The organism is Rhodococcus sp. OAS809 (genome assembly GCF_040546695.1).
GTDB classification, from domain to species: domain Bacteria; phylum Actinomycetota; class Actinomycetes; order Mycobacteriales; family Mycobacteriaceae; genus Rhodococcus_F; species Rhodococcus_F qingshengii.
In genome coordinates this window covers 4,417,887-4,434,195 of sequence record NZ_JBEPOI010000002.1, presented here as the reverse complement: position 1 = coordinate 4,434,195, position 16,309 = coordinate 4,417,887, and the positions used below count along the sequence as shown (strand labels likewise).

Below are 16,309 nucleotides of genomic sequence, written 5' to 3'. Positions count from 1 at the left end.
AGTCGGATGTGTCCCAGCGGCACCCCAGACTGGAATGTCCGCTGTGTCAAATCTGCCGACAGGGGGCTGGACGGATGGAATCGCCTGACTTACTGGGTCTGACGGCCTCACTGTCGTCGTCGACGCTTGTCCTCGCGTTCGTTGCCGGGATTCTTCCGCGAGTCGTCGGTGATGAACCGAATCCCGTTGTCGGCATACGCACGAAGGCGACGATCTCGAGCCCCGAGGCGTGGCAATTGGCCCATCGGATTGCGTGGCCCCTTCTACGCCGGACGGCGTGGACAGCCGTAGTGGGACTGTGCATGCAGGTCGTCATCGGTGTCGTGACAGGTTTCGGATCTGTGGTGTCGGCTGTCGCCTCAACAGTCGTGTTTCTAGCGGTGCTCCTTGTCCTGCTCTGTGCAGCGTTGAAGGGCAACGCCGCGGCAAAATCGTTGCGGCGCTGACCACCCGGGCCCGCATTTGTCAGAGGTGCCCTAGTTCTCCGATTTCAGTTCCCGATACGCGGTCGTTCGCGCCGGCGTGGTCCACGGTCCCGCATCTCGAGGATCGCGGCTGCCGTGGACGCGACCGTCTTGTCGTTGTCGCGTGTCAGCCGGGCGAGCGCTTCCCGGGCCGCCGCGCCGGGAATCTCAGCGAGTGCCTGCGTGATTCGCAACCTCGTCGGGGCGTCGTCAGTGCCGTCGAGTCTTGCCTGCACGGCATCGACGACCTCACCGCTTGTCGGTGAGTGCTCCGCGAGAAGACCGAGCACCTCTCCGGCCTCGACGTCGCGTCGCCCGTCGGCGACCATCTCGAGGAGAGCGGGCATCGAGACGGCCTCTCCGCGAGATCCGAGGGTGAGAGCGGCATCAGCGCGGACTATCGCGTCCGAATCATCGAGAGCTCGCTTCAGCGCCCGAGTTGCTTCCTCGGTGTGGATCCCGGAGATGGCCGACGTCGCGCGGCGTCGAACCTCGACGTCCTCCGATTCGAGCCCCTTCGTGAGACCTGCAAGGCCCGCACCTTCGGTCCTCGCCAACGCCCACTGCAACGCTCCGGCCACGTTGGCATCCTTCTCCGACAGGATGGCCTCGACGAGTGCGTCGACGGGCAACGCCGCATTCAGCTCCTGCGACAGGATCGCTTGCTGACGATGAGCAGCGAACTCGGATTCGAGTGCACGCAACAGCGAGACCATGCGCAGGACGTCGTCCCACTCCGAAGGGGCGCTGGCATCGACCCTTTCGAGTTTGGTCAGCAATTCCTCCTCCGCCGCGATCCGTTGCCGAGTGTGTTGCATGAGTTCACCCACCAAATCGGCCGGCGCGAAGTCGGGTTCGTCCAGTGCACGCTTGGCCTCGTTCAACGAGAGCCCCAACGTCCTCAAGCTCTCGACGTGGAAGAGTCGACGGATGTCGTCGGCGGAGTACTCCCGGTAACCGCCGGACGTGCGGCCCGTCGGCTTCACCAGTCCCAAGGTGTCGTAGTGACGCAGCATCCGTGTGCTGACACCACAACGCCGCGAGACCTCGCCGATCAACATCCGTCTACCCTTCCTACGCGTCCGGGCCGATTGCCGCGACGCGCTTCGCCAACTCGTGTGAGAGTGCGAACCCACCGTCGGGGTCGTGCCAGAGTTGCTTTGTAGCATCAGCATGCGCCCGGACACGCGGATTCGGGCTCATTCCGGCCGCGTCGAGCACCGGGAGTACAGCCTCGCCGAGCCCGGTCAGAGCACGGCTCAGACTGAGCTGCATCTGCAGTTCACCCCGCCCGAGTTCGGTCGCCAGATCCGCTGCGAATGCACCCTCGACTCCTGCCGGCACGAGTGCCACTGCGGCGCGCCACGCACTGCGCGCGACCTCGTCGTCCTGGTCGTGCACCAGCGCAGAGACCTCGGGCCACGCGATCGGATCGCCGATCTTGGACAAGGTGTGGAGCGCCTGACTGCGGGCTTGCGAACCATCGGACCCGAGCTCACGGATCAGCCTCGGCACCGTAATTTCGGCCGGCAAGCGGCACAATGCCCAGGTCAGCATGTCGCGGACGAAGAAGTCCGGCTCGACGGCGCACCGATCGATCAGGGCATCCGTCAGCTCAGGGTCCGGGCGCGTGCCGACAGCGAGCGCGGCGCGCAGCCGAACCGAGGGATCAGCCGCGGCCAATGCGTCGACGAGGTGAGCATTCTGTCCACCATGGTTGGTTGTGTTCACGACAACCACCTCCTTCGTCGACCATTGGAGTCCTTGTCACTGTGTCAAGGTCAAGCGTCGCTGTCTCCGACACGGGAAATATCGCCTCGGATCACACGCCGGTTGTCGATCCTGGCCGAAAGATCATCAACACGACGACAACGACCCAGAGCAGATTGAAGATCCCCGTCGCTGTGCCCAGTCGACGGGTGAGCCGCGTTGCGACATCCACAACGGACCCGGTTCCTTCGATCGCCGCCATTGTCAGCCGTTGGGCGGGAAGCACGACCGCGGTGAGTATCACGGCGGCAACGACGGTGAGTGCGATCGAGGTGATGAGCCACGCGTCACCGAGCACTCCGAGATTGACGGCGGTGGCGACACCGAGCATCGGAACGACAACTCCGATCGTGGCATACACCCGAACGATGCGATGCAGCATGCCCGTCGTCGCAACACTGGCGCTGTCCGGATCGGCGAGCGCGGCGCGGCTCGCCACCGGGAACATACTAGCCGCCACAGCGACGGGGCCGATGGCAAGAATGGCCGCAATCACGTGGAGGGACAGCAGGATTCCGGTCATGAGATTTCTCGCGTTTCGGTACGCACAAGCGTATTCACGCAGCGTCCGGGGCGAAGGTGATTACAGGCTCGGCGCCATTGGCCGACCACACCGTTCCACGACGCTCGTAGTCGAAGAGCGCTTCGACCTCGAGACTTATCCGGGGCCCGAGGCATCGTTCCAACAGGTACAGGCCAAGGTCGAGACCGGATGTCACACCGCCGGCGGTGATCAGGTCACCGTCGTCGACGATTCGCGCCTGGATCGGGATAACGCCGCCGGCCGCCAGTGCGTCCACGGCAAGATGGTGCGTCACGGCGCGGCGCCCTTCGAGAAGCCCCGCCATCGCCAGCGCCAAAGATCCTCCACAGACGGTCGCAACAAGAACACCAGGATCGTCAAGTGCACGGCGCATCATGACAGGCAGTTCGGTTTCCGTTGTGGCCGCGAGTCTTTCCGGCAAACTGGTGCCCGGCTGGTCCGCATCGGGTTCGAAGAGACCCGATGCTCCGGGAACGATAATCAGATCCGCGTGTTCGACATCGAGGGTTGCAGTGGCGGTCATAGCGAGTTCACCACTTCCACTCAGGACGGTCCGAGGCCCCTCCGCACTGACGAGTTCGACACTCAACGCCCCACCGCTGGCGAGACCCCCGGCGTAGAGCACCTCGTACGGACCCACGACATCCATGGGATCGAATCCGTCGAACAACACGATCTGCGCGTGCACTGCAACCTCCGATTTTGTGCGACGCGCTCCTGTGCGCGTCGCTGTTCCTACGACAGTAGGAGGAAGTTGACCCCTGCGGCGACGGCTGAAAGCCAACCTTCGACGGCTTTCAGCCAACCTCACATATTCTGTGAAATACCAGTTGAGAGAATATTTCACGACACGAGATCACAGAATCTCGCGCCACATACGCTACGTTTCAGACATGCATGACGTTGCAGTTCTCGCGTTGCCCGGAGTGGTGCCGATGGACCTGGCAGCACCCCTCGAAGTCTTCGGACGATGCAGGCTTCCCTCAGGCGCACCGGCCTACCGGACCGCCGTGTGCGCGCTCACCGAGGAGGTGGAGACCGGAACGTTCACGATGCGCGTACCGCACGGACTGTCACGTCTCGCCCAGGCCAGCACGATCATCATCCCGGGCACCGCCGATCTCGATGTGCCGATCGACCCCGAGATCATCGAAGCCCTCAGAACTGCCGCGGATCGCGGCACGCGCATCGCCTCACTGTGTGTCGGCGCATTCACCCTCGCCGACACAGGCCTGCTCGACGGACTTCGCGCGACGACGCACTGGGCGGCTGCGTCGGAGTTGGCCCGCCGGCACCCGGCTGTCGACGTCGACGCTGCCGTTCTCTACGTAGACAACGGGCACGTCCTGACTTCCGCCGGCGCCGCGGCCGCACTCGACCTGTGTCTGTACATGGTTCGTCAGGACTACGGGTCCGCGGTCGCCGCCGACACGGCGCGGCTGAGTGTGATGCCGCTCGAACGTGCCGGAGGGCAAGCACAATTCATCGTTCACGAGCCTCCCGTACCCAGCGGGACAACCCTCAGGCCGCTACTGAACTGGATGGAAGAGAACCTCGGGGAGCAACTCGACATCACGACAATCGCGGCCAAGGCAACGATGAGCACTCGCACGCTCAACCGCCGCTTCCAGGAACAAATCGGTACGACGCCGTTGCAGTGGCTCCATCACGCGCGGCTCCGTCAAGCGCAATTTCTGCTCGAGACTACCGACCACTCGATCGAACGTGTTGCGGGACAAGTCGGATTCAATGCCGTCACCACGTTCCGCGAACGTTTCCGAGACTTGGTCGGCACCAGCCCACAGCGGTACCGGACACAGTTTCGAACTTCCCGCTAGCGGGCCGGTCAGCCCTTGACGTTGCCGGCAGCGGTGTTCAGAACTGTGGCGACGTCGTCGAGGATGTACGGGATGGTCAGGACCGTCAGTCCGCCGAACGCGAAGTTCTTGTCGACGCTGAAGTCCTTGGTGGATGCCGTACGCCCATCGACGATCACCGGCTGAGCTGCCACCAGTGGCTCGGCAAGGAACGCGCTCAGAGAGTCCTTGTCGTAGGCCACCACGAACAGCACGTCAGACGCAATCAGAGGCGCCTGCTCGGTGCTCAGCTCGAAGTACACGGCCTCGGGATCCTTGGCGGGATCGGCCTGCTGGATCGTCGGCTCGTTCTTCAGACCCAGCTGCTCGAGGAACTCGACACGCACGTCGGCGTTCTTACTCACCGCGAACGTGCTCGGGCTGTTCGGGAGTGCGATGGTGACGGTCTTACCTTGCAACGCAGGGTTCTTCGCAGCCGTCGCGCTGATCGCGGCGTTGGTCTTGTCGATGAGTGCGCCGGCCTCGGCCTGCTTACCCAGCGCCTGACCGGCGATGGTCACCTGGTCTTGCCACGACGCGGTCCACGGCTCGTCCTGGAAGGAAACCACCGGCGCGATCTTCGACAGTGCGTCGAATTCCTGCTGAGTGAGCCCGGAGTACGGGGCGAAGATGAGATCTGGTTCAGCCTTGGCGAACTGCTCGACAGGTGCTTCGCCCGTTCCGTCACCCGACAACAAGGTGGGCTGCTCGCCACCGAGCTTGTCGAGTGCCTCGGCGTCCCACTTCAGAATGCCCTGCGCGTCGGCCCCGTACTGAGGTCCGGAAAACGTGGGCATCGCGACCGGGACGACCCCGAGCGCCAGAAGGGCATCCTGGTTGGACCAACCCCAGGTAGCAACCCGCTTGGGCTCGTCCTTGATCTCGGCCGTGCCGAGAGCCGACGTGATCGTCACCGGAAACGCGGCATTCGCCGCGGACGAAGTCTCGGTGCCACCACCGTCGTCGTTGCTGCTGCAGGCCGCCATTCCAGTTACGAGGCCGCATGCCGCCAGGACAGCTACCATCCCGCGGACACGGCTGCGCCGCTCCGATGACGCTCGACCCGGAATCCTTGTCACTGAAGCACCTCTCGACCGATTGACCTGCTCAGACACCCCGAGCGGGTGACGGCGCCTAACGTAGCACGAAGGTAACCCTATCCTCAGTTGTCGTGCGCTCTACTTTGCCCTCTGTCGTCGCACCATCTCCGCGATCCAGATGGGCGCAAACGGCGAGGTGCAGTTCGGTGGAGTCGGGTAATCCTCGAGCACCCGCAGTCGCTCACCGATCTCGATTGCCCGGGCGCGGTACTCGGCATGTTCGATCCCGATCTGAGCCAGGCAGTGATTCATCGCCCATTGCAGGCGGTCAGGAGCATCCTTCATCTCCGCCTCGATGACGTCGAGTAGCCCTGAAAGGTCAAGTCCCTCGGGCTTCTTCGCGACACGTTCGGTGGTCAGAGCCCACCCGGCGCTAGCGACCACAGGATCAGGGTCAGCGGTCCAGGCCACCCGCAACTCCTCGGCATGCGGGTTCTTCTTCACCACGTAATTGACGAGCCAGTCCTGCACCTTCGGAGTGCGGGCCTCTCGCAACATGACATCCAACTCGTCACGCTCGAACGCCTTCGGGCGGCAGATCAAAAGGGCCAACAATCGCGCCGCGGTATCGCCCGTCGCCCAAAGCTGTTGTGCGAGTTCCTGCTGAGTCTTCAATCGCTTCGCAACAGCGCGCAGTTTTGTGAGGTTCACACCGTGATCGTCACCGTGCTTCTCGTTCACCGCACGCGCCTTCGGATCTTCGAGAGCAGCCAACTCGTCCATCACCGCGGCAACCGTTTCGGCCACTTCGTCCTCCAGTCACTACTTCTGCGATTCCCCTACAAGCAAAGCACGGGAAGGCGGGCGACCTACGTTTGAAACCTCGGCCAATGGGTACATGACTGCTCCTGAGGTGGCGGCACGCCACCATGAAGACAGGACGAACCTTGCATATGCGACGCGCCGCGGGTGCTGAGAACGTGGACGAAACCGCAGGCGGAGATGAAGACGGCGGTAAGAACATTCTCACTCGGGCTATAACCGGCCCACTCCTTTTCGTGTTCATCCTCGGAGACGTTCTGGGTGCCGGCATCTACGCGTTGGTGGGCGTCATCGCCGGTGAAGTTGGTGGAGCCGTCTGGGTACCACTGCTCGTAGCGCTCGTCATGGCATTGCTGACAGCAACGTCGTATGCCGAACTGGTCACCAAATATCCGCGAGCGGGCGGCGCAGCCGTCTTCGCCCAACGGGCGTATCGGAAACCACTGATCTCGTTCCTTGTCGGCTTCTCGATGCTGGCGGCCGGCGTAACCAGTGCGGCGGGACTCGCCCTCGCATTCTCGGGCGACTATCTCAAAGCCTTCATCGACGTCCCAACCGTTCCAGCGGCGCTCGTCTTCCTGCTCCTGGTGGGACTTCTCAATGCCAGAGGCATCAAGGAGTCGATGCGCGCCAACGTCGTCATGACAGTCGTGGAGGTCACCGGGCTCGTCCTCGTTGTCGTCCTCGCTTGCATAGTTCTCGGGCGCGGCGACGGAACCCTGAGCCGCGTCGTGGAGTTCGACGACAGCCGATCGCCTGCACTCGCGGTGCTGGCTGCGGCACTCCTCGCGTACTACTCTTTTGTCGGCTTCGAAACGTCCGCGAACGTCGCCGAAGAAGTGAAGAACGTGAGCAAGGTCTACCCACGCGCACTGTTCGGAGCATTACTGACAGCCGGCGCCGCCTATGTCCTTGTCGGCCTGGCTGTCTCGGTGGTCCTGCCCGCCGACGAACTTGCCGCATCCTCCGGGCCACTGCTGGAAGTTGTGTCAGCTGCCGACGTCGGCGTTCCGCCTCGCCTGTTCAGCCTGATCGCGTTGGTCGCCGTCGCCAACGGCGCACTGCTGACAATGATCATGGCGAGCAGGCTGACATACGGGATGGCATCGGAAGGCTTGCTCCCGAGCGTCTTCGCTCGGGTACTGCCGCAGCGACGGACCCCCTGGGTGGCGATTATCGCGACCACCGCCGTCGCCATGGCTCTCTGCGTCACCGGATCGCTGTCAGCCCTGGCGGAGACGGTGGTACTCCTGCTGCTTTTCGTATTCATCAGCACCAACATCGCCGTCCTGGTTCTGCGCCGTGACGCAGTGCAACACAAACACTTCCGAACGCCGATCATCTTCCCGATCCTCGCTCTCGGTACGTGCGTTGCGTTGCTCACCCAGCAGAGCGCTGCGACGTGGTTACGCGCATCATTACTCTTGGCCGTCGGAGTAGTGCTGTACGCCCTCTCCCACCGCCGATCCACGAAGTGAGGTGCGATGTACAGGAGCCGGTGTGATGACCGACAGTTCTGACGCGTCAGATGTAATTCAGCGTCGAGAGCGAAAGATCAACAGGCGAACCCTGACGTACGGCGTGTCAGTCGTTCTGGCTACCGCGGTTTTGGTTATCGCGATCGTGTGGTTGGGCTCCCGGCGGGGCGAATGCTTCGGTACCGACACCTTGCTGTGCTCACAGAAGGATCGCCGACTGGCGGTCTTCGTCCCGAGCCTGATGTTGCTGCTCGGGACCGTGGGCGCGTTCTTGCGAGCCTCCCTGCGATTGCACCGCCTGCGGCGCCTCTACATCCGGCCGTACATGGCGTGGGCCTTGGCGGGCCTCACCCTGACGTATCTGACCGGAGCTTACTTCTTGATCGGGGTTTAGATTCTCTGAATACGTCTGTTCAGCAACCAGATTGAGTCGACAGCCGCAAATCAGAATCGCGGATCGTCGATCGCAGTGAGGACTACTTCCCGCACTGACGTCGAAGACGACAAACTCGAGATCGAGCGCACCGTATCCACAACGTCATGTACCGGGACCAGAGATCCCTCTCCCCTGGCGGCAGCGACGTCTCGGGGCACGTCGAGTCCGTCTTCTGTATTGAGATATCCGAGATGAAGGACAGTCACGGCGAGTCTGTCCTTCCGGTAGCCCTCTCTCAACGCGTCGGCAATGCCGTTGATCGCGAACTTCGATGCACCGAACGCAACCTCCGGCCTACCGCTTCGCGGGAGCCCCGAGGTGGACCCGGTCAAGATGATCCGAGGTCGAGGACGGCCGATCATTCTCGGGATCAGGCGCTTGAGCAGGAGAATTGTGGCCGTGATGTTGGCGTTGATCATTTCGAGCATTTCCATGTCCGATTGTTCTGCGAATGCATAGTCAGTGGTGAAGGCGTCCCCTTCCCAAATCCCGACGTTGCAAATCAGGGTGTCTACACCTCCGACAAGCTCCTGATCGATCGAGTTCGCCGCCGTAACAGGGTCGGTCAGGTCTACTTCGATCCACTCGGAGACGTCGAACCCGTCAGGGCGCCGCCGAGAGATGCCGAGAACTTCGTGGCCGTCGCTCCTCAGTCCCTCGATCAAAGCACGACCGAGACCTCGGCTCGCACCGACAACAACCGCCCTCGCCACAATTACACCCTTCGTCGCTCGCTCATTCCATCCTAACGATCCGGTGGTCGCCGATAGTCAGGTCGTCACGTTCGAGTGATCGCGAAAAGTGTCGAAGAGTGTACGTGGCTCCCTCCCGAGCACCTCGTGCACACCGTTGGAAATGTAATCGTCACGACCTTTGGATATCGCAACGAACAGGTTTGTCAGCGACTGCACGAAAGATTCAGGAATTCCCATACGGGTTGCGTCGGATTTCCATTCGAGAACGGAGATCGATTCGAATCTCCCTGCATCCGTGCCAGTTACATCAGCGAGGACCCGGAGGGCTTCCTCGAACGAGTAGGACTTCGGACCCGTCAGCGGCAAAGGACCGCTCGGCGAAGGGTCGTCCATCGAAAGGATGGAGGAGGCCACTTCTGCGATGTCTCGGTAATCGATGAACGGCTCCGAACCGGTTCCCGCCGGGAGCCTCAATGTGCCGGTGGCCTGAAGTTGTCCCGCGAACATACCCGTCGTGAAATTCTGCGCGAACCAACTCGGTTGAAGGAAAGTGCTCTTCACCGCCGACTGGGCAAACGCGAATTCGGCCCCGACAGCTATGCCGTCACCACTGACGGATGGGTTTCGAGCGGTCAGAACAGCTGCGTGCTCCACGCCGCAATTCTCCAAAAGGTCCACGAAGGCACCAAAATCCACCACTCTTTCGGGCAGCACCACGTACGCGCGCGAGACGCCTTCGACTGCTTGCCGCCACGTGTCCTGGCTGAACCAGTCGAAGGGCGTGGACCCAGACGAACGGGAGGCTCGCCGTACCGCGTGTCCTTCGCTCTCCAGTGAATCCGCCACTATCCGACCAGTTTGGCCAGTACTTCCGAGTACCAAAATCTCTCTACTTTTTGCCATGGTTGAACGCTAGTTTCGTCGTCGGTCAGCGCACCATGCTCGCGGGTTCAGGATCCATGTGATTGCGTTTCGCCCCTCCAACTCTCCATTTGCCTAGTATCAGGAGATGCTCAGTCCCGTAGACAGCGCACTCTCGGCATTTCGTATCGTGAGCTTCGATATCGCGAACACCGGCATCGCCAACACCGGCATCGAGGACTTCGATGCGTCTGCAGAGTCGTCGACATTCGAGGTGGGATTCTCCCGAAAGTTCCTTATTTTCAGCAATACTGAACTATCACTCGAGATAACATCTACCACTTCACGCGGAGAAGTTACAGCGCTCCACGCTGGTGAGGTCGGCATCCTGTGCCTGCCCGCTGACCGTGACTTTCGCCTGTCCGAACCACATCGCGATTCGGATCGAACGGAAAGGTCCAGCCACCCACCCGTCCTCGTATTCTCCTTCGAGTCGGCAGGAAATCTGTATTCGATTCTGGAGCATCATCTTCCGAATCTTTTGACGTCGAGAACCTCAGAGGTGAGCTCGGTATCCCATGTCCTGCAGTCGCTTGCCCGGGAACACGACAACTGGGCCGATGGGAAAGGATTCCCATCCACGGCGGTCAGACTCCTCGAATCGATTGTCTGCCTGATGCTCGCGGAGTGGTCTGCCGGTTGGAATGTGGGGAACCTGTCGCACGATCCCCGTCAATCGATCAGTGCCGTATTGCGCGAGGTCTACTCGAATCCCGGGAAGAAATGGACCCTGCCGGCGATGAGCGCCATTGCCGGCATGTCGCGATCCATGTTCGTCTCTGAATTCAAAAGTTCCGTCGGTGAACCCCCGATGCAACATCTACGCCGGTGGAGGCTGGCCTTGGTCGCGGATTCGCTGATCGTCGATCCATCGCTCACATTGGATCGTTTGGCAAAGAAGACCGGGTATTCGGATGCGTTCAATCTCAGTACCGCGTTCAAGACGCATTACGGGGTGTCACCTTCTCAGTACCCCTCTCGAGCTCGAACCGAATAATCCCTACCTGCACATCACCCGTTTCGAGTGAGTCGCGATGCGCCGGGAGCAGCCAGGCTGTGGGGAGCGTCAACGCGCCCGAATGGTTTCACGATGCCGCCGAACTGACGCCGAAGTTATTCGCTCGAGAGCGACGTCGTCCTCGCGAATTGCGCTTCCGACTTGAAGGCCGTCTACGCCTGAGGCTCAGCGTAGCCCGCCGAGTCGGGCGACTATCATGGACGCGTGCAGGAGGTGAGCGACGAGACTCGAAACTACGGCGGTCGACCGGTATCGGCTCGGCGTGCCGAAAGGCGGCTGCAGTTCATTTGGGCTGCGCTGGAAGTCTTCTCGGACAAGGGCTACGCCTCGAGTTCGGTCGCGGACATCTGTACCGCTGCGAGCCTTGCACGACGACAGTTCTACGACGAGTTCGACAGCCGCGAAGATCTGTTGATCGCACTGTACGACCAGATCCAAAGCGATGCGCGGGACGCGATGCTGACTGCGATCGCTGACGAAAAGCCCGACACACTAGCCGATCTCGCAGAGACGGCGATGACAGCGTTCGTCGAGTCGATCGGCAGCGATCCTCGGCGAGCTCAGATCTCGTACGTAGACATCGTCGGGGTCAGCCTGCGAGTGGAAGCACATCGAGTAGAGCGGCGCACAGAATGGGCCGTGTTCTTCAAAACGACAGTTCAAAATGCCGTGGGTGAGGATTTCGTTCCCCCCGGAGGATACGAAATGGCGTCGACAGCATTCATCGGCGCACTCATAGCTCTCGTGCATCAGTGGAGCACTACGCCCACCCGCCCGCCCGTCGACGGTCTTGTCAAAGTCATGTCCACGATTTTGAGCGCTCTGATCGGCACCGACACCTCGTCCAGCTGATTCGACCGCGGCGCGCCACACGCTGCAGCGTCTTCCTCGGAACCCTTCTGCCTTCCGGCCCTTCTCCCGCAGGCCGGAATCTTCCTCAGCAGCGGCGCGCGGTGCAGGGCCCCATACAGACTCCAACTGTGGCGAACACCGATGCGAGACGACCATTGCGAGTCCCGTCACATGTGCGCTACCTTGAGGGAAAGTTAGACAACAATGTCTTACACGGAAGATCTGAGAAGAAATGCACAAAGCTGCGCTGCTCCGTCTCACGACAGTGGGCTTCCTCACTGTCGGAGTATTTTCCATGAATCTCGCTCTTGCACAAGCGGAATCGCAAGATTTCTATCAACCACCCACGACATTGCCGGCAGGGGAGGGCACGATGATCAAGTCCGAGCCCACCCCTCTGCTCGGTCAGATACCCGGCATCCCTGGCACTTGGCCGGGCAATGGCGAGAAGATCATGTACACCTCCACTCTCGTGGACGGAACTCCCGTGGCCACCACGGGCGCAGCCATCACGCCGGCGTTTCCCTGGCGCGGGCCCGGTGAACGACCTACCGTGGTCGTCGCTCCGGGTACGTTCGGCCAGGGCGATCAATGCGCCGGTTCGAAGAACCTTGCGTGGGCCTTCAATATTCAGATCAGCCCTCAGTTGAGCTTGCCCGTCAACTACAACGTCGCCGACGCCGGCTTGCTGCTCACCGCAGGGTTTCGAGTAGTCATGCCCGACTACATCGGACTTGGCACTCCCGGGATTCACACCTACGTCAACAGGGTCGAGCAGGGCAACGCCGTCGTCGATGCCGCGCGCGCCTCGAATCAACTGTGGAATCTGCCTGACTCCACGCCGATCGCGTTCTGGGGCTACTCCCAGGGCGGCGGGGCGAGCGCATCCGCTGCAGAAATCGTCGACGAGCGGGCACCAGAGCTGAACATGCTCGGTACCTACGCGGGGGCAGCCGATCCCGATCTGCGCGAAGTTCTCCGCAAGGCAGACGGGTCACTACTCACCGGAGCGATCGGGTACACCCTCAACAGCCTGATGGCGAGATACCCCGAGCTAGGTCCGATCTTCGACAAGCGGCTCAACGAGGAGGGAAAACAATGGCTTACGACCAGTGCGACGCAATGCGTGCCGGATACCGGGCTGACATCGTTGGGTACTCGTAGTACCGATTACACCGTCGACGGAAAATCCTTCTCTCAGATCCTCTCCGAAGAGCCGGAACTCGCGGCAGTAGTCGACGATCAACAGATCGGACGCACGACCCCCTCTGCCCCGGTATACCTGCACACGTCCACCAACGACGACATCGTTCCCGCTGATTCCGTTGCAGCACTGAGAGACAGATGGTGCGCATTGGGAGCGGAAGTCGAATACACACAAGACGACATCACGCCGCCATTACTACCGGGGTCAACTCTCAGCCATGATTTCGGAACGGCGACCGGAATGCCGCTAGCGGCAAAGTTCCTGTGGGACCGAATCAACAAGGCACCGGTCAACTCAGCGTGCAGTGCCTGACGGGCTGACCGAGAACGCCGATGGCCTGGCCACTGCCGAAAACAAGGAACACCAACCGAAGGGAACGGCATGACTGACGTAACTGTTGTTTTGGTACACGGTTTTTGGGGCGGCGCGGCCCACTGGGGCAAAGTCATCGTCGATTTGCACGCCAGGGGATATTCGAATCTCCGCGCCGTCGAACTGCCTCTGACATCACTCGCTGACGATGCCGAACGCACGCGCAAGATGGTCGAGCAGATTCAAGGCCCTGTTCTGCTGGTCGGTCACTCCTATGGCGGTGCAGTCATCACCGAAATGGGGGACCTCCCCAACGTCGTCGGGCTGGTGTACATCGCAGCGTTTGCACCCGATGCCGGCGAAAGCCCGGGCGGCATCACCCAACAGAACCCACCCGCCGCTGCCGCAAATCTGACACCGGACTCCGACGGATACCTGTGGATCATTCAGGAAAAGTATCGCGAAAGCTTCTGTCAGGATCTCGACGTCAATGACTCACTGATCATGGCAGTTACCCAAAAAGCACCATTGGCAAGTACTTTCGGTGACGCGGTTACTGCACCGGCGTGGAAGGTCAAGCCGAGCTGGTACCAGGTCTCCAGTGAAGATCGAATGATCCATCCCGACAACGAGCGCATGATGGCTGGGCGAATGAACCCTCGCAAACTCGTCGAGCTGCCAGCTGGGCACGCATCCTTGGCGTCGCAGCCGTCAGCGGTAACCGACTTGATCGTCGACGCGCTCAGCGACATTCAAGTCTGACAACCCGATCACTCATCCCCCGAGCGGCAGGTCCCGGCCCGCTCGGGGGTATCGGACCGAACCGGTACGCCACACGGAGAGCAGAGAATTGCTGAGCGAGCATGGATACAGCGTTTTCTGCATCAGATTGAACGCTCTTTTCGCAACCCGCCAACCTGGATTGACCAATGCACGAGTCTGCGACGCACTTCGCCAGCAGGGGTATCGCATATCGACGCCTACCTTTCTCAACTTCGCACCGGGGTTCGCCGCGCCCCGTCAGCGACTGTGATGCATGGCCTCGCACAGTTCTTCGGTGTCACAACCAGCCACTTCTTCGACAGCCGAGGCGATTCAGGAACTGAAGACTCGCGACACTCGGATGCCTTGCTCATTGCCCAGTTGTCGGATGAACCGGTGAAGCATCTTCTCGGACTGACAAACGCTTTGTCGTCTGATTCCCAGGAGATGCTGATTTCGTTAGTTGATCGGTTACGGGAGTCCGACAGACTGGCGAGCCGCAAGTCAAGATCGCAGTGAATGTCGACTCTGCAGCGTCCAAGCCCACGCATCGATAGACCCCCGCCAAGGCAAGGCAAGGCAAGGCAAGGCAAGGCAAGGCAAGGCAAGGCAAGCGAACGCAAGGACATGTTTCGTGGTCTGACCAACATGTTCAGCAGGTGTGTAGATCGGCAGGCTAGGTGGATGACATCTCCCATGCCCTTCGGGGCCCTGACGGCCCCGAACAGCGCAACTCGAACGCACAGCAGAATGTCGCATGCTTCCGAGCGAGGTGTAGCCGGCGAGCCGTCGAGGATTCACTCGCGAATGAATCGGCGCACGCTGTTCGCAGGGGCGGCGGCACTCGCAGCCGCAGCCGCAGTCACACCCGCTGCCCCTGCAACTGCTACCGCAGTCACCGGCGTCTCTTCAGCTTCCCCCGCGCGACCGGACTACCTTCTCGTTCACGGTGGCAGCCATGGAGGTTGGTGTTGGCGCAAACTCGCGCCGATGTTGCAACGCGGCGAAAACCGAGTGATCACTCCGACGATCACCGGCGTAGGTGACCGATCCCATCTCCTCCATGCAGAGTTGAGCTACGACGACGCTGTCAACGACATCATTCGGACGATTGAAGCAGAGGAGCTCACAGACTTCGTACTGGTCGGCCACAGCATCGGTGGTGCTTACATAACCTCGGTGGCTGACCGGATGCCTGAGAAGATCCGTCGATTGGTCTACCTCGATGCTGTCGTCATCGAAAACGGTGAGACAGTGCTGTCCACAATGCCACTCGGCAGTCAGGAGGTACTCCGAACGCTTGTCGCTGCCACCGGCGGGCACGCTGTACCCGCCCCGACAGATCCCACTATGTTCGGTCTCACCGATCGAAATGACATCGATTGGGCGAAAAGGCAACTCACTGCGCACCCATGGTCGACCTGGAGTGACACAGTCACTCTCACCGGTCCGGCTGGTGCTGGACTTCCACGGCACTACATCGACTTCACCGAGCCCGCCTTCCCCGACATCCAAGCGTCGAAGCAGCGGGTGCTGAACAACTCGCGCGAGTGGCAACTCGATCGGATCAACACCGGGCACGACGGGATGATCTCCGCTCCCCGAGCAGTCGCCAAACAGATCTTGTCCTACGACCGCTGACTCGATCAGCGGCGAAACTATCGACGATTCAGATTGGACGCCACTCGACATGCAGCGCGAAAACATTGCCCCACAACTCATTACGGGTAGGTTCGGATACAACGCCGCGGTCAGAATCAGCGCACCTTCGGAGTTTCTCTTCGTATCGGGGCATGAGGGACGAGGCAGCGTGGACACACGCGGAGGCGTCGGCGACTTCAGAGCCCAAGTTGCAACGACTTTTGTCAACATCGACCGCACCCTCGAAGTTGCGGGCTTCAGTTTCAGAGACGTAGTACAGATCCGCATCTTTGTCAGAGACATAGCTGCTGCAACCTCGAACTACGATGTTGTTCTCGATGCCCTCGAAACCTACCAATGCTCACCAGCCAGCTTGATGGCTGAGACTACCGGGCTGTCCGACCCGGCAATGCTGGTCGAGATCGAAGCTGTGGCAGTCCGCTAGGGCACCTCGAACGAAATTGACGGATATCTCCAATTCCGCAGAGCGG

The 16,309-nt window shown here is 61.1% G+C and carries 18 protein-coding genes; 10 read left to right on the top strand and 8 right to left on the bottom strand.

From position 1 onward, the window contains the following. Positions 1 to 74 precede the first annotated feature (74 nt). Positions 75 to 446, top strand: a complete 372-nt coding sequence (locus ABIE52_RS23580; RefSeq protein WP_192712705.1) for an SdpI family protein — start codon at positions 75 to 77, stop codon at positions 444 to 446. 44 nt (positions 447 to 490) lie between these two features. Here ABIE52_RS23580 and ABIE52_RS23575 read toward each other — a convergent pair whose 3' ends face one another. From ABIE52_RS23575 to ABIE52_RS23560, 4 genes are all read right to left on the bottom strand, one after another. Continuing rightward, positions 491 to 1,525 carry a HEAT repeat domain-containing protein gene (locus ABIE52_RS23575; protein WP_064689079.1) on the bottom strand — a complete coding sequence of 345 codons (1,035 nt, stop codon included), beginning with the start codon at positions 1,523 to 1,525 and terminating at the stop codon, positions 491 to 493. A gap of 13 nt (positions 1,526 to 1,538) precedes the next feature. Beyond that, positions 1,539 to 2,204: a HEAT repeat domain-containing protein gene (locus tag ABIE52_RS23570; RefSeq protein ID WP_192712704.1), complete on the bottom strand. Its 666-nt coding sequence runs from the start codon at positions 2,202 to 2,204 to the stop codon at positions 1,539 to 1,541. A gap of 82 nt (positions 2,205 to 2,286) precedes the next feature. After that, positions 2,287 to 2,757, bottom strand: coding sequence for a DUF2269 family protein (locus tag ABIE52_RS23565; RefSeq protein WP_192712703.1), 471 nt, complete (start codon positions 2,755 to 2,757; stop codon positions 2,287 to 2,289). A gap of 34 nt (positions 2,758 to 2,791) precedes the next feature. Further along, a complete protein-coding gene (locus ABIE52_RS23560; protein WP_081558639.1) occupies positions 2,792 to 3,466 on the bottom strand; it encodes a DJ-1/PfpI family protein in 675 nt (224 codons plus the stop codon). A 205-nt stretch (positions 3,467 to 3,671) separates the two neighbouring features. Here ABIE52_RS23560 and ABIE52_RS23555 point away from each other — a divergent pair, with 205 nt between their 5' ends. Continuing rightward, entirely contained in the window at positions 3,672 to 4,616 is a 945-nt protein-coding gene (locus ABIE52_RS23555) for a GlxA family transcriptional regulator (protein WP_054826711.1), read from the top strand. An 8-nt stretch (positions 4,617 to 4,624) separates the two neighbouring features. On the opposite strand, the gene ABIE52_RS23550 is transcribed toward ABIE52_RS23555, so the two are convergent. Then, on the bottom strand, positions 4,625 to 5,713 hold the full coding sequence (locus ABIE52_RS23550; RefSeq protein ID WP_354541546.1) for an ABC transporter substrate-binding protein: 1,089 nt from the start codon (positions 5,711 to 5,713) through the stop codon (positions 4,625 to 4,627). 99 nt (positions 5,714 to 5,812) lie between these two features. Beyond that, entirely contained in the window at positions 5,813 to 6,457 is a 645-nt protein-coding gene (locus ABIE52_RS23545) for a DNA alkylation repair protein (protein ID WP_042448257.1), read from the bottom strand. A gap of 170 nt (positions 6,458 to 6,627) precedes the next feature. Here ABIE52_RS23545 and ABIE52_RS23540 point away from each other — a divergent pair, with 170 nt between their 5' ends. Both ABIE52_RS23540 and ABIE52_RS23535 read left to right on the top strand, forming a co-directional pair. Further along, positions 6,628 to 7,974, top strand: a complete 1,347-nt coding sequence (locus tag ABIE52_RS23540) for an APC family permease (RefSeq protein ID WP_042922927.1) — start codon at positions 6,628 to 6,630, stop codon at positions 7,972 to 7,974. Positions 7,975 to 7,999: 25 nt separating this feature from the next. Continuing rightward, entirely contained in the window at positions 8,000 to 8,368 is a 369-nt protein-coding gene (locus tag ABIE52_RS23535) for a hypothetical protein (RefSeq protein ID WP_007735659.1), read from the top strand. Positions 8,369 to 8,418: 50 nt separating this feature from the next. Here ABIE52_RS23535 and ABIE52_RS23530 read toward each other — a convergent pair whose 3' ends face one another. Continuing rightward, on the bottom strand, positions 8,419 to 9,123 hold the full coding sequence (locus ABIE52_RS23530) for an SDR family NAD(P)-dependent oxidoreductase (protein WP_003943023.1): 705 nt from the start codon (positions 9,121 to 9,123) through the stop codon (positions 8,419 to 8,421). A 57-nt stretch (positions 9,124 to 9,180) separates the two neighbouring features. Beyond that, positions 9,181 to 10,008, bottom strand: a complete 828-nt coding sequence (locus ABIE52_RS23525; RefSeq protein ID WP_192712702.1) for a Rossmann-fold NAD(P)-binding domain-containing protein — start codon at positions 10,006 to 10,008, stop codon at positions 9,181 to 9,183. 106 nt (positions 10,009 to 10,114) lie between these two features. Here ABIE52_RS23525 and ABIE52_RS23520 point away from each other — a divergent pair, with 106 nt between their 5' ends. The 6 genes from ABIE52_RS23520 to ABIE52_RS23495 all read left to right on the top strand — a co-directional run bounded on the left by ABIE52_RS23520 (position 10,115) and on the right by ABIE52_RS23495 (position 16,263). Next, positions 10,115 to 11,023 (top strand): helix-turn-helix transcriptional regulator, encoded by a 909-nt coding sequence (locus ABIE52_RS23520; protein ID WP_192712701.1) that lies wholly within the window; start codon positions 10,115 to 10,117, stop codon positions 11,021 to 11,023. A 225-nt stretch (positions 11,024 to 11,248) separates the two neighbouring features. Continuing rightward, the gene (locus ABIE52_RS23515; protein WP_007735654.1) at positions 11,249 to 11,896 is read left to right on the top strand and encodes a TetR/AcrR family transcriptional regulator; all 648 of its coding nucleotides are present in this window, start codon (positions 11,249 to 11,251) and stop codon (positions 11,894 to 11,896) included. Between the two features lie 295 nt (positions 11,897 to 12,191). After that, positions 12,192 to 13,415: an alpha/beta hydrolase gene (locus tag ABIE52_RS23510; RefSeq protein WP_238565269.1), complete on the top strand. Its 1,224-nt coding sequence runs from the start codon at positions 12,192 to 12,194 to the stop codon at positions 13,413 to 13,415. Between the two features lie 69 nt (positions 13,416 to 13,484). Continuing rightward, on the top strand, positions 13,485 to 14,177 hold the full coding sequence (locus tag ABIE52_RS23505; protein ID WP_007735651.1) for an alpha/beta hydrolase: 693 nt from the start codon (positions 13,485 to 13,487) through the stop codon (positions 14,175 to 14,177). Positions 14,178 to 14,984: 807 nt separating this feature from the next. Beyond that, complete coding sequence (locus tag ABIE52_RS23500; RefSeq protein ID WP_007735649.1) at positions 14,985 to 15,818, top strand: alpha/beta hydrolase; 834 nt, start codon at positions 14,985 to 14,987, stop codon at positions 15,816 to 15,818. 49 nt (positions 15,819 to 15,867) lie between these two features. Next, complete coding sequence (locus tag ABIE52_RS23495) at positions 15,868 to 16,263, top strand: RidA family protein (RefSeq protein ID WP_003943219.1); 396 nt, start codon at positions 15,868 to 15,870, stop codon at positions 16,261 to 16,263. Positions 16,264 to 16,309 lie beyond the last annotated feature (46 nt).